The sequence below is a fragment of the Cytobacillus firmus genome, from assembly GCF_023612095.1.
Lineage (GTDB): Bacteria > Bacillota > Bacilli > Bacillales > Cytobacillaceae > Cytobacillus.
Genome location: NZ_CP086235.1, coordinates 2,802,850 through 2,826,260 on the forward strand (window position 1 = coordinate 2,802,850; position 23,411 = coordinate 2,826,260).

At 40.1% G+C, this 23,411-nt stretch carries 22 protein-coding genes, 2 pseudogenes and 1 riboswitch; of the genes and pseudogenes, 5 read left to right on the top strand and 19 right to left on the bottom strand.

The genetic code is table 11. The features are described from left to right. Window positions 1–7: 7 nt before the first annotated feature. The 3 genes from LLY41_RS14135 to LLY41_RS14145 form a co-directional block, all read right to left on the bottom strand. Window positions 8–676, bottom strand: a complete 669-nt coding sequence (locus tag LLY41_RS14135) for a P-II family nitrogen regulator (RefSeq protein WP_304585681.1) — start codon at window positions 674–676, stop codon at window positions 8–10. Next, window positions 660–2,156, bottom strand: a complete 1,497-nt coding sequence (locus tag LLY41_RS14140) for a DUF1538 domain-containing protein (RefSeq protein ID WP_304585682.1) — start codon at window positions 2,154–2,156, stop codon at window positions 660–662. Before LLY41_RS14140 ends, LLY41_RS14135 begins: the two co-directional genes overlap by 17 nt. Before the next feature lie 309 nt (window positions 2,157–2,465). Then, entirely contained in the window at window positions 2,466–4,133 is a 1,668-nt protein-coding gene (locus tag LLY41_RS14145) for a M4 family metallopeptidase (protein WP_095242487.1), read from the bottom strand. Between the two features lie 410 nt (window positions 4,134–4,543). Here LLY41_RS14145 and LLY41_RS14150 point away from each other — a divergent pair, with 410 nt between their 5' ends. Together LLY41_RS14150 and LLY41_RS14155 are read left to right on the top strand one after the other, a co-directional pair. Next, window positions 4,544–6,478, top strand: coding sequence for a CoA-disulfide reductase (locus LLY41_RS14150; protein ID WP_304585683.1), 1,935 nt, complete (start codon window positions 4,544–4,546; stop codon window positions 6,476–6,478). Window positions 6,479–6,591: 113 nt separating this feature from the next. Further along, window positions 6,592–6,924, top strand: coding sequence for a hypothetical protein (locus tag LLY41_RS14155; protein ID WP_304585684.1), 333 nt, complete (start codon window positions 6,592–6,594; stop codon window positions 6,922–6,924). A gap of 50 nt (window positions 6,925–6,974) precedes the next feature. Here the strand turns inward: LLY41_RS14155 and LLY41_RS14160 are convergent, their stop codons facing one another. Then, window positions 6,975–7,625, bottom strand: coding sequence for a YdeI/OmpD-associated family protein (locus tag LLY41_RS14160; RefSeq protein ID WP_095242484.1), 651 nt, complete (start codon window positions 7,623–7,625; stop codon window positions 6,975–6,977). Between the two features lie 22 nt (window positions 7,626–7,647). Continuing rightward, window positions 7,648–8,100: an SRPBCC family protein gene (locus LLY41_RS14165; RefSeq protein ID WP_304585685.1), complete on the bottom strand. Its 453-nt coding sequence runs from the start codon at window positions 8,098–8,100 to the stop codon at window positions 7,648–7,650. A gap of 176 nt (window positions 8,101–8,276) precedes the next feature. Between LLY41_RS14165 and LLY41_RS14170 the strand changes: the two genes are divergently transcribed. Then, window positions 8,277–8,675, top strand: coding sequence for a nuclear transport factor 2 family protein (locus tag LLY41_RS14170; RefSeq protein WP_095242482.1), 399 nt, complete (start codon window positions 8,277–8,279; stop codon window positions 8,673–8,675). A gap of 466 nt (window positions 8,676–9,141) precedes the next feature. Here LLY41_RS14170 and LLY41_RS14175 read toward each other — a convergent pair whose 3' ends face one another. The 8 genes and pseudogenes from LLY41_RS14175 to LLY41_RS14215 form a co-directional block, all read right to left on the bottom strand. Further along, window positions 9,142–9,483: a hypothetical protein gene (locus LLY41_RS14175; protein WP_095242481.1), complete on the bottom strand. Its 342-nt coding sequence runs from the start codon at window positions 9,481–9,483 to the stop codon at window positions 9,142–9,144. 109 nt (window positions 9,484–9,592) lie between these two features. Beyond that, window positions 9,593–10,300 (bottom strand): gamma-glutamyl-gamma-aminobutyrate hydrolase family protein, encoded by a 708-nt coding sequence (locus LLY41_RS14180; RefSeq protein ID WP_095242480.1) that lies wholly within the window; start codon window positions 10,298–10,300, stop codon window positions 9,593–9,595. A gap of 93 nt (window positions 10,301–10,393) precedes the next feature. Continuing rightward, a pseudogene (locus tag LLY41_RS14190) lies at window positions 10,394–11,190 on the bottom strand (M55 family metallopeptidase). A gap of 378 nt (window positions 11,191–11,568) precedes the next feature. Next, the gene (locus tag LLY41_RS14195) at window positions 11,569–13,179 is read right to left on the bottom strand and encodes a peptide ABC transporter substrate-binding protein (RefSeq protein ID WP_304585687.1); all 1,611 of its coding nucleotides are present in this window, start codon (window positions 13,177–13,179) and stop codon (window positions 11,569–11,571) included. Between the two features lie 73 nt (window positions 13,180–13,252). Further along, entirely contained in the window at window positions 13,253–14,236 is a 984-nt protein-coding gene (locus LLY41_RS14200) for an ABC transporter ATP-binding protein (RefSeq protein ID WP_095242477.1), read from the bottom strand. Continuing rightward, complete coding sequence (locus LLY41_RS14205; protein WP_095242476.1) at window positions 14,236–15,234, bottom strand: ABC transporter ATP-binding protein; 999 nt, start codon at window positions 15,232–15,234, stop codon at window positions 14,236–14,238. The genes LLY41_RS14200 and LLY41_RS14205 overlap by 1 nt, the downstream gene beginning before the upstream one ends. Window positions 15,235–15,425: 191 nt before the next feature. Further along, complete coding sequence (locus tag LLY41_RS14210) at window positions 15,426–16,337, bottom strand: ABC transporter permease (protein ID WP_304588042.1); 912 nt, start codon at window positions 16,335–16,337, stop codon at window positions 15,426–15,428. A gap of 74 nt (window positions 16,338–16,411) precedes the next feature. Further along, window positions 16,412–17,338, bottom strand: a complete 927-nt coding sequence (locus tag LLY41_RS14215) for an ABC transporter permease (RefSeq protein WP_095242475.1) — start codon at window positions 17,336–17,338, stop codon at window positions 16,412–16,414. A 368-nt stretch (window positions 17,339–17,706) separates the two neighbouring features. On the opposite strand from LLY41_RS14215, the gene LLY41_RS22505 reads away from it, so the two are divergent. After that, window positions 17,707–17,931 (top strand): IS3 family transposase, encoded by a 225-nt coding sequence (locus LLY41_RS22505; protein ID WP_370460341.1) that lies wholly within the window; start codon window positions 17,707–17,709, stop codon window positions 17,929–17,931. Window positions 17,932–17,983: 52 nt separating this feature from the next. Here LLY41_RS22505 and LLY41_RS14220 read toward each other — a convergent pair. Beyond that, window positions 17,984–18,190, bottom strand: a pseudogene (locus LLY41_RS14220) (glycine betaine ABC transporter substrate-binding protein); the annotation flags it as partial. Between the two features lie 355 nt (window positions 18,191–18,545). Here LLY41_RS14220 and guaC point away from each other — a divergent pair. Further along, window positions 18,546–19,535: a GMP reductase gene (gene guaC, locus LLY41_RS14225; RefSeq protein WP_304585688.1), complete on the top strand. Its 990-nt coding sequence runs from the start codon at window positions 18,546–18,548 to the stop codon at window positions 19,533–19,535. A 157-nt stretch (window positions 19,536–19,692) separates the two neighbouring features. Here the strand turns inward: guaC and LLY41_RS14230 are convergent, their stop codons facing one another. From LLY41_RS14230 to LLY41_RS14250, 5 genes are all read right to left on the bottom strand, one after another. Then, entirely contained in the window at window positions 19,693–19,869 is a 177-nt protein-coding gene (locus LLY41_RS14230; protein ID WP_019381986.1) for a hypothetical protein, read from the bottom strand. Between the two features lie 140 nt (window positions 19,870–20,009). Beyond that, the gene (locus LLY41_RS14235; protein WP_304585689.1) at window positions 20,010–20,459 is read right to left on the bottom strand and encodes a GNAT family N-acetyltransferase; all 450 of its coding nucleotides are present in this window, start codon (window positions 20,457–20,459) and stop codon (window positions 20,010–20,012) included. A 214-nt stretch (window positions 20,460–20,673) separates the two neighbouring features. After that, the gene (locus tag LLY41_RS14240) at window positions 20,674–21,864 is read right to left on the bottom strand and encodes an aminotransferase-like domain-containing protein (RefSeq protein WP_304585690.1); all 1,191 of its coding nucleotides are present in this window, start codon (window positions 21,862–21,864) and stop codon (window positions 20,674–20,676) included. 55 nt (window positions 21,865–21,919) lie between these two features. Continuing rightward, window positions 21,920–22,492 carry a GNAT family N-acetyltransferase gene (locus tag LLY41_RS14245; protein WP_304585691.1) on the bottom strand — a complete coding sequence of 191 codons (573 nt, stop codon included), beginning with the start codon at window positions 22,490–22,492 and terminating at the stop codon, window positions 21,920–21,922. Between the two features lie 106 nt (window positions 22,493–22,598). After that, window positions 22,599–23,177 carry an O-methyltransferase gene (locus tag LLY41_RS14250; protein ID WP_304585692.1) on the bottom strand — a complete coding sequence of 193 codons (579 nt, stop codon included), beginning with the start codon at window positions 23,175–23,177 and terminating at the stop codon, window positions 22,599–22,601. Window positions 23,178–23,283: 106 nt separating this feature from the next. Further along, window positions 23,284–23,390, bottom strand: a riboswitch (SAM riboswitch). Between the last annotated feature and the right edge of the window lie 21 nt (window positions 23,391–23,411).

The window sequence follows — 23,411 nt, forward strand, 5'->3', positions numbered from 1 at the left end:
CTGCCATTCACTTGTATATACCGTATGTTTTGCTGACTTCCTGCACAAATATGATCCCATTGCCCGGCTCATCAATTTTAAGTTTTTTTCTTATCGAGGCAACAATTTTTTCTGTACTTTCTTCCTCTGACAGAATCAGCACGATTTCCTTCTCTGGTTCAATGGCCATTGAAAATAGCTTGCTGGTTTCATGAATACCCGATCCTCTCGCATTAATGACCGTACCACCTTTAGAGCCTGCTTCGGCTGCCGCATCAATTACATGCTCTGCACTCCCTTTTTCTACAACCACCGTAATGGCATGATACATCATTTTTTCTGCACCTCTTCCCTGCTCACTATTTCCGCTTCTGCAGCGGCTTGCTCCGATTACATTACAAACAGAAATGGCAAAAGCGATACCGTGGTTTGGTTTGCTGAATTTGAATTTCCTGTCAAGCTGCTGGAGAGCATAATACGCAGTGTGCTTATCCGCCACCATCAGGACAATTTCCTTTTTCACATCAGTCAAGGATAAGAATTCCAGGAGGCGGTTTTGGATAGTCCCTTTTCCCAGGAGAACGGTTCCTCCTGAAATACCATTTGCCTTGGCAGTTTGCAGGACTTTACTTCCTGATCCAAAGTCAACAATCACATAGACTAATTCAAATCCGGCAAAATCAGAGTGACTGTGCATCCTTTTCAAAGCCTCCTTTTTTTGATTTTAGTTTAAAGATAAAGCCTAATACCTGCAGGGCAATCAGCGGAGTCAGTGCAACCATTGCGATCATGCCAAATCCATCTATTAATACATTGGCCCCTTCTATTGATTCTGCAGCGCCCTGCATAAATGCTAAAATAAAAGTAGCTGTCATCGGGCCAGATGCCACCCCGCCTGAATCAAAGGCAATCCCAACAAATAGCTTTGGAACAAAGTAGGTCATCGCAATGGCAATGGCGTAGCCCGGTAAAAGATAGTGCCATAGCTGCAGCTCAGGAATAATGATTCTTAACACGGATAAAGCAACAGCAGCGCCAACACCTATTGAAAGAGATATCATGACGACCTTCCTTTTAACATATCCGCTTGTAACATCTTCTATTTGATGTGTCAGCACATGAACAGCCGGTTCTGCCAGAATGGTCACGAAGCCCAATATAAAACCTATAATAATAATATATGCTTTACTGTCTAAAGAGGCTATGCTATGTCCCACTGCCGTACCGACATCCATAAAACCCGCATTAACCCCTGCTAAAAAGAGGACAAGTCCCAAAAAAGTAAAAACAATTCCCTTCAGTATTTTGTGAACTGCTTTTTTGGAGATTTTAAAAATCAGCTTCTGAAGCAGCAAAAAAATCAGTAAAATCGGCAGCAGGGCCAGAAATACTTCACCTGCAAGTATGGGTGTTTTATATAAAAATGGTCCAAGAATATCTGCAGAAGGATCATGATGTTCAAGACTGCCGGAAATTTTATCCGCTTTCGATAAGATACTCATGATCATGACTGAAATAATCGCGCCTGTAGAGGCAACGGCTACTAATCCAAAGCTATCCTGCTCAGATGCTTGGCTATCCTTTTTCAGTGAGGACACACCAAGTGCTAAAGCCAGAATAAACGGAACCGTCAAAGCTCCGGTGGTTGCCCCAGAAGCATCAAAAGAAATAGCCAGGAACTCCGGTGATGTGAAAATGGCAAGAATGAAGATGATAAGATACAGGATCGTTAATAATTTATACAATGGAAGGTTATACACAATTCTTACCAGGCCGGCGGAAAGCAAAGCAGCAATCCCGATAGAGACGATTACTACAATATAGCCCTTTGAAATTAGGCCTGATGTGACCAGTTCAATTTGCCCTGCAAGAATGTGCAGATCCGGTTCGGCTATTGAGATAATAAAGCCAAGAACGAGGCCAGCAGCAATAACAATCCAAATTTTATTTGTTTTTGCCATTCCAGCACCCATCATCTGTCCAATGGGGGTAATTCCAATATCCACGCCAAGCAGGAAAACAGATAATCCAATAATGATTAAAATGGCCCCAATCACAAAACGTATGATTAGGAAAGAGTCTAATTGAGTAATAGTGAAATTTAATATGATTACGAGAGCGGTAATGGGGAGAACTGCAAACAAAACTTCTTTAATTTTAGGCAATAGTACAGCCAAATATAAGTCATTCCTTTCTGATTAAAATTTGATACCATTCATAGACAGCACCTTCTTCTTTTCTTGCTCTTAGGCAAATAAAAAAGCCTCCCCCAAAAGGGCATAATGGCCCCTTCGTGACAGACTCCACCTAAAAAAATAATATGTTCTTTATCTATAGTATGACATATGAATGAATATAGAAGAAAGATATTTTTATGATTTTTCAAAAATTTCATTAGTTTATTGTCCTCAATCGAAAAAAAGCACCTTCCCCCCTTGAACATTTACTTAGGGTCAGGTGCTATTTCTTTTTATTAATCTATCAGTCTAATAAATTCCAACTGCATCAAATCCAGCAGCAGTTGCCGTTTCTTCTGGGCTTCCTTCCCCGTATAGGTCAATGGCAGACTGAATAATCGCCTGGCGTGCATCACTGAAATCAGAATTAGAGGTCAAATAAACAGTTAAAGCACGATAATAAATTTTCCCAAGCTTCTCCCTGCCAATTTCCTGCCCGATCAGGTAGGCGGCATGGTTGGTAATAGAGGAGTTCACATGAACACCTCCATTATCGACATTTAGAGGCATGTCGTAAAATTCATCCATATGAGCCGGATAGACACCGCTGCCATATGCTGCTCTTTGCGGATTACTTACGACAACACTGTTTGGGTCGCTTAAGCTGCGCAATCTCGTAACACCATCAGCTTTTGCAGCTGGTGCCATAATGTCCTCGCCCATTTCCCAGTCTTCATCGTCAACCAGCACTCCAAAAACATCAGCGAAGGATTCGTTCAAAGCTCCGGATTGATTCCGGTATGCAAGGTTGGCAGTATGAGAGATTACACCATGGGTCATTTCATGGGCAGCAACATCAAGTCCAGCCGATAATGAAATGAAAAACTCGCCATCCCCATCACCATAAGCCATATAACGGCCGTTCCAGAATGCATTGTTATAATCTGTACCCATGTGAACATATGAATTGATTGCCATTCCTTCCCCGTCGAGAGAATTGCGGTCATGCTCATTAAGGAAATACTCATATACTCTCTCAGAATTATAATGCGCATCTACTGCAGCACGGTCATAATCCCCTATAAATGCAGCCGAATTACCGACATACAGGGCATCATTATTTGAATCCCAATCATTTTTAGAATCAAAAGTAAAAATACCATCCAAGTTCTCATGAGAGTAATCTGCTAAGCCAAACTTTGTCCCGGAGGCCCCTACTTTCGTTCGGGTAATATGAAGCTCCCTATGATCTCCATTTACGCCTTTTCCGAATCCTTTCTGGGTTTTATTTTCTTCAACATGCAGGATTCCATTGTATTGATCAATGACTTCACCCGATTTGGCGTCTACAAACACAAACCAGTTTCCAGGTTCACCTCCCATAAAGTTTACATTTACTTTATAGGCTGTATGATTTTTCCCTTCAAACGGGTAGATAACAAGTTCAGAAGTTGGCTCATATGTAAGATCTTTTGGAGCACCGACAGCGGTTAGAGCTGTTTTTACTGCAGCATCATGTTTTAATGACACCGCCGTGTCCACTGCTTCATCGGCAATTGCCTGATTTACTCTTCCATTCACGGATATTACTTCATTATTTTCATTATAATGGACAATTACTTCGGATCCTTCCACTGTCACACCATTGACTGCCTGACTAAACCTGACGTGGGTCATTCCAAGCTCATCTTTTTGAATATTTTTCACTTTCAGGTTTTTATCGGGACTTTTAATACCTGTTAGATCCTGATGCTTCTTTAAATAATTTAATGCATTTGCCGGAGTGCTGGAAGAAAATTTCTCTGCAAATCTCTCTTTTACAAATAATGGAACACTTGATTTCTCATTCCACTCCTTGGAAGCATGTACAGGCTGAATTTTCGCAGAATCTGCCGGCTGAGCAAGAACATTTACAGGAATGGAACCTGCAAGTAACGCAGATGACAGCAATACAGGTGCAAGCAGCTTTATTTTCATATTTTGACCTCCTATTATTTAGATACTCTAAATTATAGAATAGGAGACTGGTGTTTGAATGAATAATACGAATTATTTTTATATTGAATAAAATGTCGAATCAATAGTAAAAAAATACCAAACGCCTTTCCTTATACTAAATTATAATAAATATACAGGCCGAATCTATCATTTTATAGTTTTGCTTTTTTGTCTATTCTGTGTACGCCACAATATTGTCACACAACAATAAACAAGGATTTTATTGCACAATTACATATACCCCATATAGTATATAAATATAAACAACATACTTTAAAACAACAGCATTAAAGGGGCTGACTGCACTTGTGAAGGAGTGAATACTTACGCGATTTAAACGGAATAAACCAGTTTAAGCATATTTTAAAAATAGTCAGGAGGAATTTATTATGTCAAAAAAAATTGTCATTGTAGGCGGAGTTGCCGGCGGTGCTACTGCTGCTGCACGATTAAGAAGATTAGATGAAAAGTCAACGATCGTCATGTTTGAACGTGGTGAACATATCTCGTTCGCCAATTGCGGTCTTCCCTATTATATCGGAGAAACCATTAAGGACCGAAATAAGCTTCTAGTGCAAACGCCAGAAGGTATGAGCAAAAAATTCAATCTGGATATCCGCAATCTTTCGGAAGTTATCGGAATTAGCCGTGAACAAAAAACAGTGGAAGTCAAAAACCTCCGAACCGGTGAAATATATGAGGAATCATACGACACACTACTTTTATCACCGGGAGCAAAACCAATCGTGCCGCCTATTGAAGGACTATCAGATGCGCAAAATGTTTTCACACTCAGGAATATTCCGGATACAGATAAAATAAAGGCATTTGTTGACGAGCGGCATCCGAAAAGGGCTGTTGTGATTGGAGGAGGATTTATCGGGCTTGAAATGGCAGAGAATTTGGCAGAGCTCGGGATTCACGTAACGGTGGTGGAATTAGGCAAGCAGGTGATGGCCCCTATCGATTATGAAATGGCCTCTATTGTTCATTCCCACCTCATTGACAAAGGCGTCGATTTGATATTAGAGGATGGAGTCAAGGCGTTTAAGGAGAATGGGAAAACCATTGAACTGGGAAGCGGGACAGAGCTTTGCACGGACATGACGATTGTATCCATAGGGGTAAAACCTGAAAATAAGCTGGCCCTCTTGGCAGGGCTGGATGTAGGACAGCGCGGGGGAATTCTTGTAAACGAGTACCTGCAAACGGAAGATCCAGATATTTATGCCATTGGCGATGCCATTGAAGTGAGGGATTTTATCAATGGAAATGCAGCCATGATTCCTTTAGCAGGCCCGGCTAACCGCCAGGGAAGAATTGCAGCCAATAATATTTACGGGAAGCAGGAAAAATATAAAGGAACGCTCGGTACATCCATTGCCAAAGTATTTGATTTAAACGTCGCATCCACAGGCATCAATGAAAAACAGCTGTCACAGCTGGGCATTATCTATCAGGCTGTGCATATTCATCCAAGCTCACATGCAGGGTATTATCCTGGAGCAGCTCCAATCAGTTTAAAGCTGCTCTTTAGTCCCGATACAGGAAAGATCTATGGTGCACAGGCAGTTGGAGAAGATGGAGCAGACAAACGAATAGATGTAATTTCCACTGCCATTAAAGGCAATTTGACTGTGTTTGATATGACTGAAATTGAGCTTTCCTATGCTCCGCCATTTTCATCTGCAAAGGATCCAGTCAATATGGCAGGATATGTGGCGGAAAACATTATTAATGGCGACACGGTTACCGTCCAGTGGAATGAAATCGATGAAATCGTTGAAAATGGTGGTCTCCTGATCGACGTTCGGGACTCAATCGAAAGGGAAATGGGCTATATTGAAGGTTCTATTAACATTCCGCTGAGTGAAATACGGGATCGCCTGAATGAAATCCCTAAGGACAAACCGGTTTATGTTTCATGTCAGGTTGGGTTAAGGGGCTATTTAGCTTCCCGTATTCTCAAAGAGAATGGCTATGATGTGAAAAACCTGGATGGGGGCTGGAAAACATATTCAGCTGTTCATCACCAGAAAAGGAGAGGCATCAATCCAGATCAAAAGGAGCGCATTCATCCGACCATCTCCATTGATGCATCCGGGTTAACCTGTCCAGGACCTATTATGGAGGTTCATAAAAATATAAAGATCCTTCAGCCAGGTGAATATCTTCAGATCACCACCACTGATTGCAATTTTGCGAAAGATATTGCTTCATGGTGTGAAAAAATGGGCATATGCTGGTTCAGACTGAGGGCAGCAGCAAACAATATCAAACTACTATCCAAAAAGGGTAAGTGTTTTTCAGGATATGATGCTTGAGAAAAAGGAGGAATATCAACCTCCTTTTTCTAATGCTTAGGTTTCTATAGTACAGAATAGACATATTGGCTTATAATATGAGATGGCATTATTAAATGGAGGTGAATGATCCCTTGGGAAACATACATAATACATTTGGGTTAAACAAATTCAAAACGATGAAGGAAACATCTAAGGGTGTTGAATTTAAACATGTTGGAAACGGCGAAGTCATTTATCTGCTTCCAAATAAAGAAATTACGATTGTTTTAAATCCAAAAACCGTTGAAGGCAATAAGAAACTGGAGGAAAAATCCACTGGAATGCGTCATAGTACAGTCCTGCGGGAATTCCCTAAACGGGAACATACAGGAAATGAACCAATTTCCTATGGATATGCTTATAAGTTTTTATCTGAAGAAGAATTAGATGCATTTCTTGATGAGTTAAATACACTTAGTTTCTAAAAAAGGTTCCTGCCCCTAATTATGAAAGTAACCTGGGGCAGGAACCTTTTTTACTTCTTCTTTTGTCTAAACAAATCAACAGATTTATAACCTTGTGATAAAATATCGACCATTTGCGATTCTCGTTTCTCACGGGTTTTCTGCTGCTTAACTGAAAAGATGTAGCGAGCCCAATCTTTTTGGTAACCCGGTGTCAAATCCTGATAAAATTTCAATTCACCTGGATAATCCGCTAATAGTTTTTCAACATCTTTTACATTGTCCTGATAATCAGCCACACATTGACTAGGAGCCGATGACTTTTTCTCTTTTTTCTTTTCGCGCTTCAACCCAACAACCGTAAAGACATCATCCATACTTACCATTCTCGAGAATTTCACTTCGCTATTTTCCACATACCCATCTTCTCCCACTTTCATTGCCGGAAAAATATCATCCCTATGAACGTATGTATCATACCGTTTATTCCCTTTTTTAGGATAAGCGAAAAATAAATATCCTTTTTCAAGCAGGTGTTCTTCATTAATTATTTTTCGTGTATAAATCACCATTTCATCAATTGTTTCTACAAAGATGAAGATTGCATCATGTTCACCTGATAAAGTAGTTTTGCATTCATTAAATACAGCATAGTCACTTGGCTGGTTAAGAACAGCCAAATTATTATATTTGTTAAGCTTTAATTTATCAATGATTGACATAACATTCTGCTCCTTAATACTTTCACTTTTCTAAATAGTTTATTAAAGCATCCAAATCTTTTGCACAGGCTTTCTTAAAGGCTCCAGCCATCATCTTTCCAAACAATTTTGAAAAGCCTGTGAGTCCCTTAATCTCACCAAGTAAAGTAACTACTGAAGCATCACCTTCTGAAGCGATTATGTATGTAAATAAAAATTCTCCTTTGCCTGTTGTACCTTTGGTTCCATCACAGCGCAGCACAATTTTATTGGGCTCATCGAGTTCGACAACTTCAAAATGTTCAGCAGCTTCTTTTCCAAACATTTTCCTTGTCTCTTTCCATTCACTCCCCACTTTTAATGGCCCGCTATCCTCCCGCTCTATTCCAACTAGGCCATTCATCCAGTTCTTTGCCGAATCAAGATCAATTAAAGCTTTGTAGGCATTTTGTACAGATACCTGAATGGATCTTTTCACTTCAAAATGGATACTCAAGCTAACTGCCTCCTTTGTAACTTTTTTCTAAAATATATCACAAATTAATAAAGTGCTCACTCTAAATTATAATAAGTTAACTAACCAAGATTCTCCTTATCGCAACATATTGTCATTAGTTTATCTATAACTTATACTTCAATTAAATTCATTAATGAGATGAGAGGATGATTCAAATGAGCACAGAGCAACAATCGACGTCAAACCTATCAATGAAAGATAAAGCTGTTTCTTTTCTTCAGCTCGTAGCATCAGGCCAAGTCCGTGAAGCCTACCAGCGTTACATCAGCCCAGATTTTTCCCACCATAATCCCTATTTCCGTGGTGATGCCGATTCACTCATGCTCGCGATGGAAGAGAATGCAGGGCAAAATCCCAGCAAAATACTTGAAGTCAAACTTGCAATCCAAGAAAATGAAACCGTTGCCGTTCATTCCCATGTGAAGCAAAACCCCGAGGACCTCGGTGGAGCAGTTGTACATATCTTTCGGTTTCAAGACGGCAAGATTGCTGAACTTTGGGATGTAGGACAGCCTATACCAGAGGAATCGCCTAATGAGAATGGGATGTTTTAACGCAAATTAAATGAGCTTGCTGATTAAACTATTATATTTTTCTAAGACCGATACGAGATAATATACCCCACTTTTTTGTTACTTATTATTACTCCAACAAAACACTCACTTGTTTGTATGCTATTTTGCTCAGGTATCCAGAAAGTGTTATATCACTAAAAGCAAATATGAACGGAAGCCCCTTTTGACTTCCGTTTATTTTATGATTGAGTTAATATAATCGAGGGTTTCTTCTTTTCCTATCGGATTATGACCTTGTTTTTCATCTGCGTTTAATTGAATATTTAGCCTGCCGGCAAACACCTTCTCAGATATCCCTTTCAAACCTGACATAAACGGAATCAGGTATTAAGAAACTTGGCGCGCAATACCGGACACAGGCGCTTGCGGAGATGTTTCGAAGTGGGATGATTTCGTAAACATAAAAAAGCTGCCCCATGGGTAAAATGGGGAGCATTTTTATGGATTAAATGCATGACAAGCTAAGATTTTTTAATGTATATAGCCTTCCCGTTAACATGAATAAGCTATTATAGTTCCGTTCTGTAAATTCATCAATAATCCGAAGCCCTTTTATGCATCGATCGACTAAATAATGAGTATACTTTGGATCCCATACAAAGCGATTGATTCTGATTAGCTCATCTGCCAGAATATGAAACTTATAATCCTCTGCAATCAGTTTGATTTGATGCAATTTGTCCTGATCCATATAGAAAATATTATGATCAAGATTTTTATTGATAAATGAGATAAAACCTTTTATGTTTTCAGCCAGCAAAATTGCTTTCTGCATTTCAACTGGCATTTTCCAATCACCCCAAAACGGCATTTATATGAAAAATGTATGTTTTGAGAGGATCTTTTAACACCTGGAAAAGGGATGCAAATCGCATTTTTCCGAAAGTTAAACATCCTTATTTATCTTTACAAGCTTCAGCAAATGCCTCGAAAATAGCGTATGAAAGGCCATCTTTTTTCTGGGCCAAACATTCCGGATGCCATTGGACACCTAATACGAAGGGGTGTTTCTTACTCTCATACGCTTCTATTACGCCATCACTTGAGGTGGCACAAACCTCGAAGTTTTCCGGCATTTTTCTCACAGCCTGGTGATGATAGCTGTTCACTTTAAATTTCTCCGTTTGAGTAATTTTGTATAGCAGCGAATCTTTATTTACATTCACAAAATGGGAAGCGTGCCAGTTAGGTGCTTTTTGGGAATGCTGCAAGATATTTCCTCCGATCTGCGAATAGATGTCCTGATACATATCTCCTCCAGCAGCAATACTAAGGATTTGACACCCTCTGCATATGGCTAAAATCGGCTTATCAAGGGCAAGCATTTTTTGAATGATGCTTATTTCAAAAATGTCTCTTTCCGGACAGATACTCCCAAGTTTTTGATGGGGCTCTTCCCCAAATAAGGTTGGGTCTATGTCCCCTCCTCCCGTAACTAGCAGGCCATCCAGCGTTTCCGCCAATTGCATAATATTTTCTTCATCCAGCAGATTCGGCACAACAGTAGGTACAGCTCCGGCATTCACCAAAGAATTAATATTATCCAATGAAACTGAAAGACGATGGGCTTCTAAACTTGAAGTAACACCTATAATTGGTTTCATATAGCACCTCTTATTGATTGAAATTTTGAGATGATTTGAACATTATAAGCAGGGGTTTAGCCCATATCTCCTGTACACCTGCCAAACTCCCTTTTATAGAACAAAAAATAAAAATTTCAATACATCCATAAATCCACTGGAACTAAATTCAACTGTTTTAGGTCCTGATTGACTGGCCCCTGGATAGAATGATCCCCGATATGCATGGAAGTGCTCTCTGAAGGCGATCTCTACTTTGAACTCATCTGGAAGTTGGATTAAATATTTCGAAAGATCATCCGCCACAACTTCACGAACCTTTTGCTTAATCTCTTTTAACGCGAGTTGCGGATGGATGGAAATGGACGCATTTCCAATCCCTCGCTGACTGCCAAAATCATGATGTTGGGATTTAGTTTCTGCGCTTCTTGACAGATCATTTTGTCTCCAGAAATGAATAGAATTGGAACCTTAAACATGGCTGAAGTGTACGCATTTATCAAAAACTCACTTGCAATTTCCCCATTAATTTTAATAGATTCATTTCTCGTATTCATCGTATGAGCTAGCGGATTCCCATTCGTTCCTCCTGCAGAATGGTAGCCAATAAAGAAGACCCCATCATACGTTTCGTCTAAACCAGCCATCATGACATATGGATTAGTTGCCCACCCTCTCAATATCTTTATCTTTTCTGGCAGCTTGGACGGGTTCAAATTTCTTGCAGAATCATGTGCGTCTTTGATAAATATGTCGCTTGCACCTGCTTCAAATGCTGCCTCACATGCAGCATTTACTTCCTGTGTCATTTGTTCACAAAAATATTTACTGAAAGGACTTTCTGTATTCGTCTCTTGCCAGTTTACAATCCCTGCTACTCCTTCTAGATCGGCACTTATAAATAACTTCATACAATCCTCCTGTTTTTCATCAAAGTAAATTTACTGCTCTCTTAAGTAAAATATCCTATTATTTATAAAAAAGGTCTAGGCGAAGTTATACCTAGATCCTTTATACTTTAGGCTCTTGTCTCATAAATTTGGTTTTTCTTATAAATTCTGCCCGTTGATTTCCACTACGTGCACTTGCTTTCCGAGGAGAGAGCCTCCCACTTCCCTCTCCTCCCGCAGGACATTGGAAAAACACCTGGAATAAACACCATAGGAAGAAAATGCGGATGTATTTTGAGGAGTCGAGTGCCCTCCGCTACAATCAACTCAGGTCAGTTAACCCTAGTTAGCTGACCGAAAAACAACAAACTTTAGGAAAACAGCTTTATATAAAAATGATTATTCTACACTGGCATACTCAAAGATTGTATGTCCTATATAATTCTTAATTACACCTTTTACTTTTGGTTTTACAAGATAAGAATCTTCATAGAAATAGAGAGGGATCACGGACATTTCATCCATTAGGATTTGTTCTGCACGCGCATAGTTTTCCATACGCTTTCCTTGATCTAAAATCTCCCTATTCTCCTTCATTAATGCATCATACTCTTTGTTTACCCATCGAGTGTCATCCGCCGTATTGATCGATTCAAATAAGGTTAAGTTCGTCATCGGGTCTAAGTAGTCTCCTGTCCAGCCATCTCTTGCAATGCTGAAGTTCCCAGCTTCCAGTTCATCCCAATAGAGCTTGGATTCCAGTGTTCTAATATTAACTTCCACGCCGAGATTCTCTTTCCACATGCTTTGGATTGCCTGGGCAATATCTTTATCCGTTTGGCTGGCCATTGTTAGAAAATCAATTTCAGGCATTCCTTTACCGTTAGGGTATCCAGCATCTGCAAGCAGTTTCTTGGCTTCTTCTATATCTTCTTTAAACATGTTTCCTGCGACATCACGGTATTCCTTATCCGTTTCCACACCATGCGGCATTCCATAAGGTACAAAACCGAAGGCTGGCTTCTCTGTTGATTGCATAATATTTTTTACAATTTGTTCACGATTCATCGCTATTCCAAATGCTTTTCTCACTCGTGGATCATCAAAAGGCTCTTTCGTAGTATTGATATCAAAATAATAGGTTCCTATACGAGGAGATGCAATATACTCTGAAGTATCCTTGTATTTAGCCATCGCTTCCGGGCTAATATTGTCTGATACGTCAATTTCATTATTCATATATGCTGCAAGCTCTGCTTCCGGCGCTTCAATGAATACAATCTCAAGCGTATCGATCTTCACTTTATCTGCGTTTAGGTAGTTTGGATTTTTCTTCAATACATACTTTTCTTTTGGCTTGATTTCAGAAAGAGTAAATGGACCTGTTGATAAATACGTTTCTGGTGACTTTGTCCAAACTTCCTTCCCTTCAACGACATCTTTTCTTACTGGGTAATAAGACGTTGTACATAGCAAGTTCAAGAAATAGGTGGTAGGATTCTCTAATGTGACTTCAAGGGTTTGATCATCAATCGCTTTTACCCCTACCTCATCTGCTTTTGCTTTCCCTTCGTTATAAGCAAGTCCGTTTTTTAAGTAATACAAGTCAAAAGCTGCACCTGATGCTACCTCTGGGTCTAAAACCCTTTTCCAGGAATATTCAAAGTCCTGAGCAGTAACAGGCTTGCCATCGCTCCATTTTGCATCTTTATTAATCTTGAATGTATACTTCGTTCCTGTTTCGTCAACTTGTGTATCTTCTGCCAGGGCAGGTACTGGCAAGCCACTCGCATCAATCGTATAGAGACCTCTAAAAAGGTTCTGCATAACGATGGAGGAGCGGGAATACGTGTTCAGCGTGGGATCCAATGTTTCTGGTTCATCCGGCAGCGCATAAGTAATCTTTTTTTCATCTTTGGTATTTTCGCTATTACTTTTTTCTGAACTGCAAGCGGCAATAACTAAAATAATGAATGAAAGCATGAGCGTAAGCCAAATTCTTTTTTTCATTTTCTTCCCCCTCAATTTATATATGAATTTAGTATAAAAAACTTATACTCACAAACTAGTAATACCGCATTTCTTAAACAACTACATGACATGCCACCATATGCTCACCTCCTATATCTTTAAGTATCGGTTTTTCTTCACTGCATGCTTGAATGGCATAAGGGCATCGTGTTCGAAATGCACAGCCGCTTGGCGGATCGATTGCGTTCGGAACATCTCCCTTCAAATGAATTCTTTCACTAATCTGTGCCTTATCAGGATCTGGTATGAGTGAAGCAGATAGTAATGCCTGAGTATATGGATGTTTCATGTTCGTATAAAGTTCATTTGCGTCAGCAACTTCCACCAGCGACCCCAAATACATAACACCAATTTTGTGAGATAAATGCCTTACCATAGATAAGTCATGGGATATGAATAAATAAGTGATTCCAAATTTCCCCTGAAGCTCCTCCAGCATATTGACTACTTGAGCCTGAATCGACACATCAAGAGCCGAGATCGGTTCATCACAAACAATAAAATCAGGCTCTACTGCAAGCGCTCTTGCAATTCCTATTCTCTGACGCTGCCCGCCTGAAAACTCATGTGGATAGCGATTAATGTGATCTTGTTTTAAACCAACCAATTCGATCAGTTCCTTGATTCGATCTGTCCGATCCTTCCCCTTGCATATTTGGTGAACATCCAGCGGATCTCCAATAATTTCTCCAATGGTCATTCTTGGGTCTAGAGAAGCGTAAGGGTCTTGAAAGATCATCTGCATCTTTTTCCGGAAATGAAGCATTTCTTTGTGATTAAGAGTTTCTATCTGATTACCATCGAAGATAATCTCCCCTGAAGTAGGTTCATAAAGCTTTAATAGCGTACGGCCAGCAGTTGTTTTCCCGCACCCTGATTCGCCAACAAGACCAAAGGTTTGTCCTTTTTTTATCGAGAAACTAATATCATTAACTGCTTTTAACACACTCTTATTTCTTCCAAAAAAACCCTTTTTTATTTCAAAATGCTTCCTAAGATTTCTCACTTCAATCAAATTCTCGGTAGCTACTGCCATTAAACGCTTACCTCCCTTTGTACCTTCGGAGCCTTGGGATGCATGAGCCAGCATGAAGCACGATGGGTTTCAGTTAAGTGAACAAGCTGAGCAGGACGCTGCTCGCAAATTTTCATTGCATGCTCACACCTGGCTGTAAAAGGGCAGCCTTTAGGTGGGGCAATTAAATCAGGAGGACTTCCTGGAATAGGAATCAGCTTTCTCTTCTCTCCTGTAGACACTTTAGGTATGGAGCGCAACAGTCCCCAAGTATAGGGGTGCTGCGGATTATAAAAAACTTCCCTAATGGAACCCTCCTCAACGATCGTCCCCCCATACATAACCATCACTCGAGTACACATTTTGGCGACTACACCCAAATCATGTGTGACCATGACAATGGAGGTATCAAGTTTATTTTTCAAGTCATTCATTAGGTCAAGTATCTGCGCCTGGATGGTTACGTCTAATGCTGTTGTTGGCTCATCTGCAATTAAAAGCTTGGGATTGCAGGAGATGGCAATGGCTATCATAACTCTTTGCCTCATTCCACCTGAAAATTCATGAGGATACTGATTCAACCGACTTTCAGGGCTAGGTATTTCAACCAGTTTCAGAATTTCTATCGCTTTTTTCTTCGCTTCAGCTTTTGATAACTTCTGGTGGATACGGATAGGCTCCATGATTTGCTGTCCTATGGTAAAAAGCGGATTTAGCGACGTCATCGGGTCTTGAAAGATCATACCGATATCGTTTCCCTGCATCTTTCTCATTCTCTTATAATCTATATCCATCAAATCGAGCCCATCAAAGATCAAACTATCCGCTTCGATACTGGCATTGTCGGGCAGAAGCCCCATGATCGAAAGCATGGAAACACTTTTTCCAGACCCTGACTCTCCTACTATTCCAATAGATTCTCCTTTATTTATATGAAAAGTGATCCCTCGGACAGCCTGAACATGGCCAGCCTCAATATGAAAAGTAGTTTTCAAATTATTCACTTGAAGTAATCTCACACTGGCACCTCCTTTAATTCTTGGCTCTGTTGACCTCCGCTCCTGGAGCTCAGCGAACCGCGGGCGGTCCGGGAGCCACCTCAAGCACTAAGCCTGCGGGGTCTCCCTTTAACTCACTCCTCCCGCTGGAGTCTCGCTCATTCCGGTCCAATCAACAGGGTACAAATATCAACAATTAGCTTTAACATAGCCTATTTCTTAAGCCTCGGATCTAGTGCATCTCTTAATCCATCGCCGATAAAGTTGAGTGAAAACATGGTTATACTAATCGCTAAAGCTGGAAATAGCATTTGGTATGGTTCAGTAAATAAGGTTGGGATTGCATCGTTGACAAGAGTACCCCAGCTGGCAATCGGAACCTGGATGCCTATTCCCAAGAAGCTGAGAAAGGCCTCTGAAAAAATGGCTGATGGAACTAAAAAGGTTACTGTAACAATAATTGGCCCCATGCTATTAGGAAAAAGATGCTTAAATAATATCCTGAATTTTGATGAACCAATTGATCGGGCAGCAAGGGCATATTCCTGGTGTTTTAACGTAATCACCTGGGACCTTACAATTCTCGCCGTCCCAATCCAGGATGTAATACACAGAGCTATTAAAATACTTTGTAATGAGTTGCCGAGGAACATCATCACTAAAATGATGTATAACAAATCCGGTATCCCAATAAGCATGTCCACAATACGCATCATAATCATGTCTATTCTGCCGCCAAAATATCCTGAAATTCCTCCGTAAAGCACACCAATAACCATATTTATAGCAGCCGCTGCAATTCCAATGATTAAGCTGATTCTCGCTCCATATAAAGTTCTGACGAAAATGTCCCGGCCAAACTTATCTGTACCAAACCAATGGTCGGACGATGGACCTTGATTCCCGTTTTCTATATTTTGGCCGTCATATGTATATTCAGATAAAAATGGACCGAAAATAGCAGCCAGCGTAATGAGGATAACAATGCTTAAACCCATCATGGCAAGCGGATCTTTTCTAAACCGAGACCATGCATCCTCCCAATATGATTTGCTGGGACGTGAGATTTTCTCATTTTCAAGCTTTATTGAATGATCAAGTTTCTCAAATAATTCATCCGGAATATCTTCAACATGATGATCGATATAAGACCTGCGTTCTTCTTGGCCAACCCTTATAGATTGATTCACTTCCTCACCTACTCGTTGATTTTTACACGTCGATCTATCACAGCATAGAAAATATCTACGATGAGATTCGAAATGATGATCAAAGCTCCAAAAAAAACAGTCATTCCCAATATAACTGAATAATCACGGTCGCTTATACCTGTTACAAAATCCCTGCCAATTCCAGGGATTGAAAATATCCTCTCGATGACAAAGCTACCTGTTAAGAGAATGGCAACAAGCGGACCAAGATAGGTAACGACTGGAATAATGGCATTCTTTAATGCATGCTTGCATATAACACTAAGCTCATGTACACCCTTGGCTCTAGCCGTCCGAATATAATCCTGGCGCATGACCTCCAGCATACTTGACCGCATTAATCTAGCAATATAGGCAATCGGGTAAAAGGCTAGTCCGATTACGGGCAAGATATAATGCTCCCAACTGGATAATCCGAATGAAGGAAGTACCTTTAAAACAACTGAAAACAGAAAAAGGAGAAGTACGGCGATAACGAAGTTGGGAATCGAAATTCCGATCGTTGCAATAATCATTGATAGCCAATCTGCCCATTTCCCTCTCTTTACAGCTGATATAATCCCTAAAGGAATACCGATAAGGAGAGCAACAAAAATGGCGATAATCCCTACTTTTGCTGAGATGGGAAATCCTTGTTTAATTAGATCGTTAACGTTGACATCTGCTTGCTTAAAGGAGATTCCAAAATCTCCCCTTACTAAGTTTTTTAAATAGTTCCCGTACTGCACGTATAACGGATCATTTAATCCGTATTTTTCTTCAACCTTTTCTAAAACGCTTTTGGGAACATTACGTTGTTCTGAAGGACTAAAAGGCCCTCCTGGAACAGCATGCATTAAAAAGAAGGTAATCGTTGTTAAGAAAAACATCGTGACAAAACCAGCGATTATCCTTTTAAAAATGTAACTCCCCATGACATCCCTCCTTAAATTTTTTACGCAAATACATTGCGCTTATATATGAAGATATTTATTCAACATATTATTAATTAGTTCCTCTAAATATAAATTTAATATTCTAAATATTTAAATAATAAACAATAAGAACTATAACTATGTATTCAATAATTGTTTACGGAAAAGGAGTTCGGTCATTGTTTGGCACAAAAAAGGGCCTGTCACCTCATCTTCTAAAAAGAAAATGAGGTGACAGGCACGTTTATATTTAAATACAGTAGAAAAATGGACAAAGAAAAAAAGACGTAGCTGAAGCCGTTCTCCATTCAGATCAAGGCTTCCAGTATACGTCAAAGCTATACAGCAGCCGATTAGAGGATTACGGCATCAAGGGCAGCCACTCTCGAAAAGGAAACCGCCTTGACAATGCCTGTGTAGAATCGTTCTTCTCACATCTCAAAACCGAGAAGCTGTATATAAATAAGTGTAATTCAGGAGAAGAACTAGAACAAGCTCTTGAGGATTACATCTACCATTACAATTACAAACGAAGACAAGAGAAACTAAAGAAACGCGCGCCGATAGAATATCGACACGCGCTCACTGCTTAGCTTTTTATGTTGTCTACTTGACAGGGACAAGACCAGTTTTTTGATTTCTTACTTAAGCAATCCCTCTTTCTTCTAAATACTCTTTGGCTGTTTCTTCAGGACTCGCCCCCTCAACATTGACTTTATAGTTCATTTCACGAATTTCATCATCGCTTATTTTTCGGTTTAGCAGATTTAAGGTTTTTCCCAGTTCCGGATAATTTTCAGCGGTTTCTTCTCTTAACAAAGGTGCACCTTGATATGGCTGAAATAAATTTTTAAATCGTAATTATTACGATTAATATCGTAACTAATTTTTTTCTTTAATGCAAGATTAAAGAAAAAATATTTTCATAGCCCTTTTGTTGAACTTCTAAAATGAGGGAAAGTTTTTAATGCATTATCACTTTTATACGTTTTCACTTTAATAAGTTGAAATAATAAACAGAATTGTTAAAATTAAATTGGTCGAACCCTCACAATTCGACCCCCTATTATCCATTGAGCTTAGGAATTTTCTAAGCTCTTTTTTAATGATGGTTCCTTGCCAGCTTGTATAAGATGGATGGAAACTGAAAAACCTATCATTGCAATGGCCGTACGTATTCAGCTTTGTTTTCAATAGGAGGATTACAATGGAAAATGTATTCGATTATGAAGATATTCAATTAATTCCCGCAAAAAGTATCGTCAATAGCCGATCTGAATGTGATACAACGGTATTCCTGGGGGATCGTGCGTTTAAACTGCCTGTGGTGCCTGCCAACATGCAGACGATTGTAGATGAGAAAATTGCCATATACTTAGCAGAGAACGGGTATTTTTATATCATGCATCGATTCGAACCAGAGAAGCGAATTTCTTTTATGAACGATATGAAGGCACGTGGATTATACTCTTCGATCAGTGTTGGCGTCAAAGAAGGCGAGTATGAGTTTATACAGCAAATAGCTGATGAAAAGCTGGCACCGGAATACATTACCATTGATATAGCTCATGGCCATTCCAATGCTGTTATCCAAATGATTCAGCATATTAAGAAACACCTTCCTCATAGCTTTGTGATTGCTGGCAATGTCGGAACCCCGGAAGCAGTCAGAGAATTAGAGAATGCTGGTGCTGATGCCACAAAAGTTGGCATTGGACCTGGTAAGGTTTGCATCACAAAAATTAAGACAGGATTTGGAACGGGCGGCTGGCAATTAGCTGCACTTCGCTGGTGTGCAAAGGCAGCAAGCAAACCGATCATAGCAGATGGAGGTCTTCGCACCCATGGTGACATTGCCAAATCGATTCGATTTGGTGCAACAATGGTGATGATTGGTTCCTTGTTTGCAGGACATGAGGAGTCACCTGGAAAAACCATTGAGAATGAGAAAGATGGAAAGCTCTATAAAGAATACTTTGGCTCAGCCTCTGAATTTCAAAAAGGCGAAAAGAAAAATGTTGAAGGCAAGAGAATTTTAGTCGAGCACAAAGGATTATTAGCAGATACGCTGAAAGAAATGGAGCAGGATCTCCAGTCCTCCATTTCTTACGCAGGCGGCAACAAGCTGGATGCCATCCGTCATGTTGATTATGTAATTGTAAAGAATTCAATTTTTAATGGCGACAGGGTATTTTAAAATCCCATATACCTACCCTTCTAATAAAACCACAGAAGATGCCTGCACTTTTCCATCTGGCAGGCATCTTCTGTGGTTTCAGTATTTCCTTTTTAAATTGGACAAACACTTACGAAGACTCTCAATTTCAAAAAAATATGTTATGTACTCTTTGAGGTTAAGATCCTATAGACTGTTCTACTGCATTTTCCCAGCTCGGAAAATAATACAATGCATTTTTCATTAGCTCTGGATTTGATTTCTTTACTTGCTTCTTTCGGGGCGGCTGCCCTTCTTTTTCCAACAGTTCAGAGATCCCGGTCAATACTTCTTCAACACTCATGCTTGTTTCCACATCATTCCTCCTTTTTGAATTCAACTATATAATTTCCATTTAACGAAAAATTATTCAGCATTCCTCCATTATTATTATTCAGTATTAAACTTGTATTCTAGCTGGTCCAAAAATGGCGCCAGCGAAATAAACCTATCAAATTAAAAGATTAATTTCATCCCTTCATGACTCGCCAGAAATCCCAGCCTATTATAAAAACGATGTGCATCATCACGCTGCTTGTCTGTTGTCAATTGGACAAGGCCACACTCTTCAGACTTCGCTATTGCAATCGCTTCTTTTAACAAGGCTTCTCCTACCCTGTTACCACGGTGGCGCTGATCAACACGCACACCTTCAATCTGTGCACGTTTCATCCCTTGTCGTGCTAAACCAGGAATGATCATTAACTGAAGGCAGCCAATCACCGCTTGACCGTCTACAGCTAAAATGATCTGATTTCCCGACTGTACTTCTAGTGCCTTAAATGATTTATAATAACAATCCGGCAGAGGTTCTTCATACCTCTCACACTTTGCTCCTAATTCATCATCGGCAAGCAAGCGGACAATAGCTTGTAAATCTTCTTCAATTGCTTTTCGAAAATGCATTGAAAAATCACTCCTTCAAATTATAAGGGGATCGTGCTAGTAGATGTCAAAGCAAAGGACGGTACTGAAGTTAAAGTTAGACTATAATTTTGAATTTACCGATCATTGACTGGCATTTTTAACAAAGCCTAATTTCTGGCCTACAATACCAAGATAATTAGGCTTTGTTTGCTTTATTCCTCTTCATTTTTAAGTTCCATAAAAATATTTTCATTCAAAGATAGGCCTCTGCGACTCTCCCCAGCCTGCGAATCCCCTCTGTTATTTCCTTCTCAGCAGCATAACTGAAGGAAAGGCGAAGAAATTCCGTTCCAGCTGCCTGATCCATGAAAAAGTACTTGCCGGGAATAAAAGATACCCCCTCTGCAAGGGCATGTGTCAGCAGTTCCGATGTATCGGCACCGGGAATTTTCATCCACACGAAGTACCCGCCTTCAGGGACATACCAGGAAGCTGATTCAGGAAGATACTGTTCCAGTGCGGAGGTCAGAACATCACATTTGGACCGGTATGTATCTCTCAAGGTTTCTAGTTTATTATTAAAATCCGTGTTTGCAAAATAAACAGCCATGGCAGATTGAGCAAACGGATGGTTCAAATCTTTTTTAAACCAGGCGCATGCATGGATCATGTCACTTGCTCCCGCTATCCATCCTATACGCATACCCGGGGCCACAATCTTGGATAGCGAACCGACATGCAGAACTCGGGAGTTTTGATCCATTGCTTTTAGAGTGGGGAGACCTTTATTAAATGATAATTCCCCATAAGCATCATCCTCTACTAATAGAAAATTATATTTGTTTGCAAGCTCCAATACATGCTGCCGGCGCTCTCCTGACATCGTCGTCCCTGTAGGATTTTGAAACGTTGGGATCGTATAGAGAAAACGCGGCTGAGCGAGCCCTTTTTGCTTTCTTTCCTCTAGAATCTCTTTCAATGCCTCTGTTTGAAGTCCGTCCTTGTCTACAGGAATACTAATTATATGTTTTGTGTAATTTTGGAAAATCTCTAATGCCTCCATATAGGTGGGGGACTCTATTGCAATAATTGTCTCCTCATCAAGGAGAATGCGGGCAATCAAATCGATTGCCTGACAGGCACCCGAAGTTATCAAAAGCTCATTTTCCGCTACAGATATCCCCCGCTCTTTCAATCTCTTTAAAACCTGTTCCTTTAGTTTTAAAATCTTGGGGCTTCCTATATAATGGAGCGGCAAATCCTGTTCTTCTTCTAATAGACTGTTAACAGCTGCTTTTACCTCTTCAACCGGCACGAGATCAGGTGCCGGGTAGCCGCAATGCAGGCGTATACAATCATCCGGAATCTCCGGAATCCACTCCCCTGGGGGAGTATTCTGAAGCGCCTTTTTGATTTTATCAGTAAATAAAGAATCATTATTCACTTCGATCTACACCCTTCCAGCAGTTTTATTATTCAGTATAAATGTTCCATAAAACCTAGAAAAGCAAGTTTTCTTCGAAATGTCTTTTTACTTTTTTCCAATCTTCCTTTATAACACTATAAAGGACAGTATGGCGAATGGTCCCTTCTTTTCGTATCATATGATTTCGAAGTATGCCTTCTTTTACCGCACCGGTCCTTTCAATCGCTTTTTGTGAACGGAAGTTTTCATGTCCGGTTTTAATTTGTACGCGATTCACGGACAGTTCTTCAAAACAGTATGTTAATAATAAATATTTACAGTTTGAATTAATATTCGTGCGCCAATAAAGAGGGTTTATCCATGTTGAGCCGATTTCGAGCCGTTTATGCGGGATTGAGATATCGAGAAACCAAGTAGCACCGGCGATATTCCCTGTTTTTTTATGGACAATGACAAAAGCAAAATCGGTGCCCTGCTCACGTTTTTGTATCGCATCTTTTACATATTGAATGACCCGGCTTTTATCAGTTAAATCAACAGACATATGCTCCCATATACGATGATCCTGTGCCGCTTCATAAATTCCTTCAGCATGCTCAAGTTCCATGGGAATTAATTGAACAATATCATTCTCTAATCTTTGCATGCCAACACTCTCCTTGAATCTATTAAACCCTTTTCATTGCTTGCGACAAACATGCAGCAACTATATTCATGAGATTCTTCCTCTGCACTATATATAAATTCGTCTATCACACTGCTGTTTTTACAGCCAGAATCAGCCCACTAGACCAATCCAATTCAGTTATGTCCAGGTCAGGTCTGTCCTGAAGAGTTTTTAGAAGTTTAGTTGCTTTGATCCGAAATTCTTCAGGCAATTTCTGCTGCGGAAACACATCATGAATCACATAAAAACCGCCGATATTTAAATGATCCAGGGTTTTGTCAAGAAGCTCGAATTTCCCCGGCCACGTATCTGCAAAAATAAAATCGAACCCCTCCGACAGGTTTTGTATAAATGCTGCTCCGTCCTCACAGCAAAATGTGATTCTGCTGTCATTCGCGAGGTACTTTCTCGCGATCGATTGCACTGTCGGATCTATGTCCACGGTCGTAAGCTTACTGCCTTCATCCATCCCATCCATGATCCATGAAGCAGACGCTCCCGTACCTGTTCCCAGCTCCAAAAAGCTTCCTCCAGATTTAGAGGCTGCCAGCCCCTTCAGTAAAAATCCTGTTTTTATATCACATGACTGCCCGAAGCCGAGCACATCTGATTCCTGTAATATCCTCGAATATGCTTCCGGTACCTGTATAACGCCGTTTTCCATTTTGCCATTCCTCCTCTTTCTTCGTTCTAATCTAAACCAAGCTCAAATTATAAAAGAGCATCAAAAAAAGGCCTCTTTATAAGAGGCCTTTACTTATCAAAACGACCTCTTATCTCCCAGAGCGTCAACTCTGTTGGAATTAGCACCTTCCTGACATAATCAGGGGTTGCTGAGGCTTCGCAGGGCCAGTCCCTCCACCTCTCTGGATAAGAATTTGTATAAAATATATATTTT

Coding starts and splice junctions, on each gene's coding strand:
- LLY41_RS14215 (WP_095242475.1), bottom strand. CDS start 17,338: ATGGGGAGTTACATTTTTAAAAGGATAATCGCTGGTTTTGTCACGATG.
- LLY41_RS14235 (WP_304585689.1), bottom strand. CDS start 20,459: ATGCATTTTCGAAAAGCAATTGAAGAAGATTTACAAGCTATTGTCCGC.
- LLY41_RS14200 (WP_095242477.1), bottom strand. CDS start 14,236: ATGGCAGTAGCTACCGAGAATTTGATTGAAGTGAGAAATCTTAGGAAG.
- LLY41_RS14160 (WP_095242484.1), bottom strand. CDS start 7,625: ATGTCAATCATTGATAAATTAAAGCTTAACAAATATAATAATTTGGCT.
- LLY41_RS14150 (WP_304585683.1), top strand. CDS start 4,544: ATGTCAAAAAAAATTGTCATTGTAGGCGGAGTTGCCGGCGGTGCTACT.
- LLY41_RS14250 (WP_304585692.1), bottom strand. CDS start 23,177: ATGGAAAACGGCGTTATACAGGTACCGGAAGCATATTCGAGGATATTA.
- LLY41_RS14145 (WP_095242487.1), bottom strand. CDS start 4,133: ATGAAAATAAAGCTGCTTGCACCTGTATTGCTGTCATCTGCGTTACTT.
- LLY41_RS14170 (WP_095242482.1), top strand. CDS start 8,277: ATGAGCACAGAGCAACAATCGACGTCAAACCTATCAATGAAAGATAAA.
- LLY41_RS14135 (WP_304585681.1), bottom strand. CDS start 676: ATGCACAGTCACTCTGATTTTGCCGGATTTGAATTAGTCTATGTGATT.
- LLY41_RS14245 (WP_304585691.1), bottom strand. CDS start 22,492: ATGCAAAGATTAGAGAATGATATTGTTCAATTAATTCCCATGGAACTT.
- guaC (WP_304585688.1), top strand. CDS start 18,546: ATGGAAAATGTATTCGATTATGAAGATATTCAATTAATTCCCGCAAAA.
- LLY41_RS14180 (WP_095242480.1), bottom strand. CDS start 10,300: ATGAAACCAATTATAGGTGTTACTTCAAGTTTAGAAGCCCATCGTCTT.
- LLY41_RS14195 (WP_304585687.1), bottom strand. CDS start 13,179: ATGAAAAAAAGAATTTGGCTTACGCTCATGCTTTCATTCATTATTTTA.
- LLY41_RS14175 (WP_095242481.1), bottom strand. CDS start 9,483: ATGCCAGTTGAAATGCAGAAAGCAATTTTGCTGGCTGAAAACATAAAA.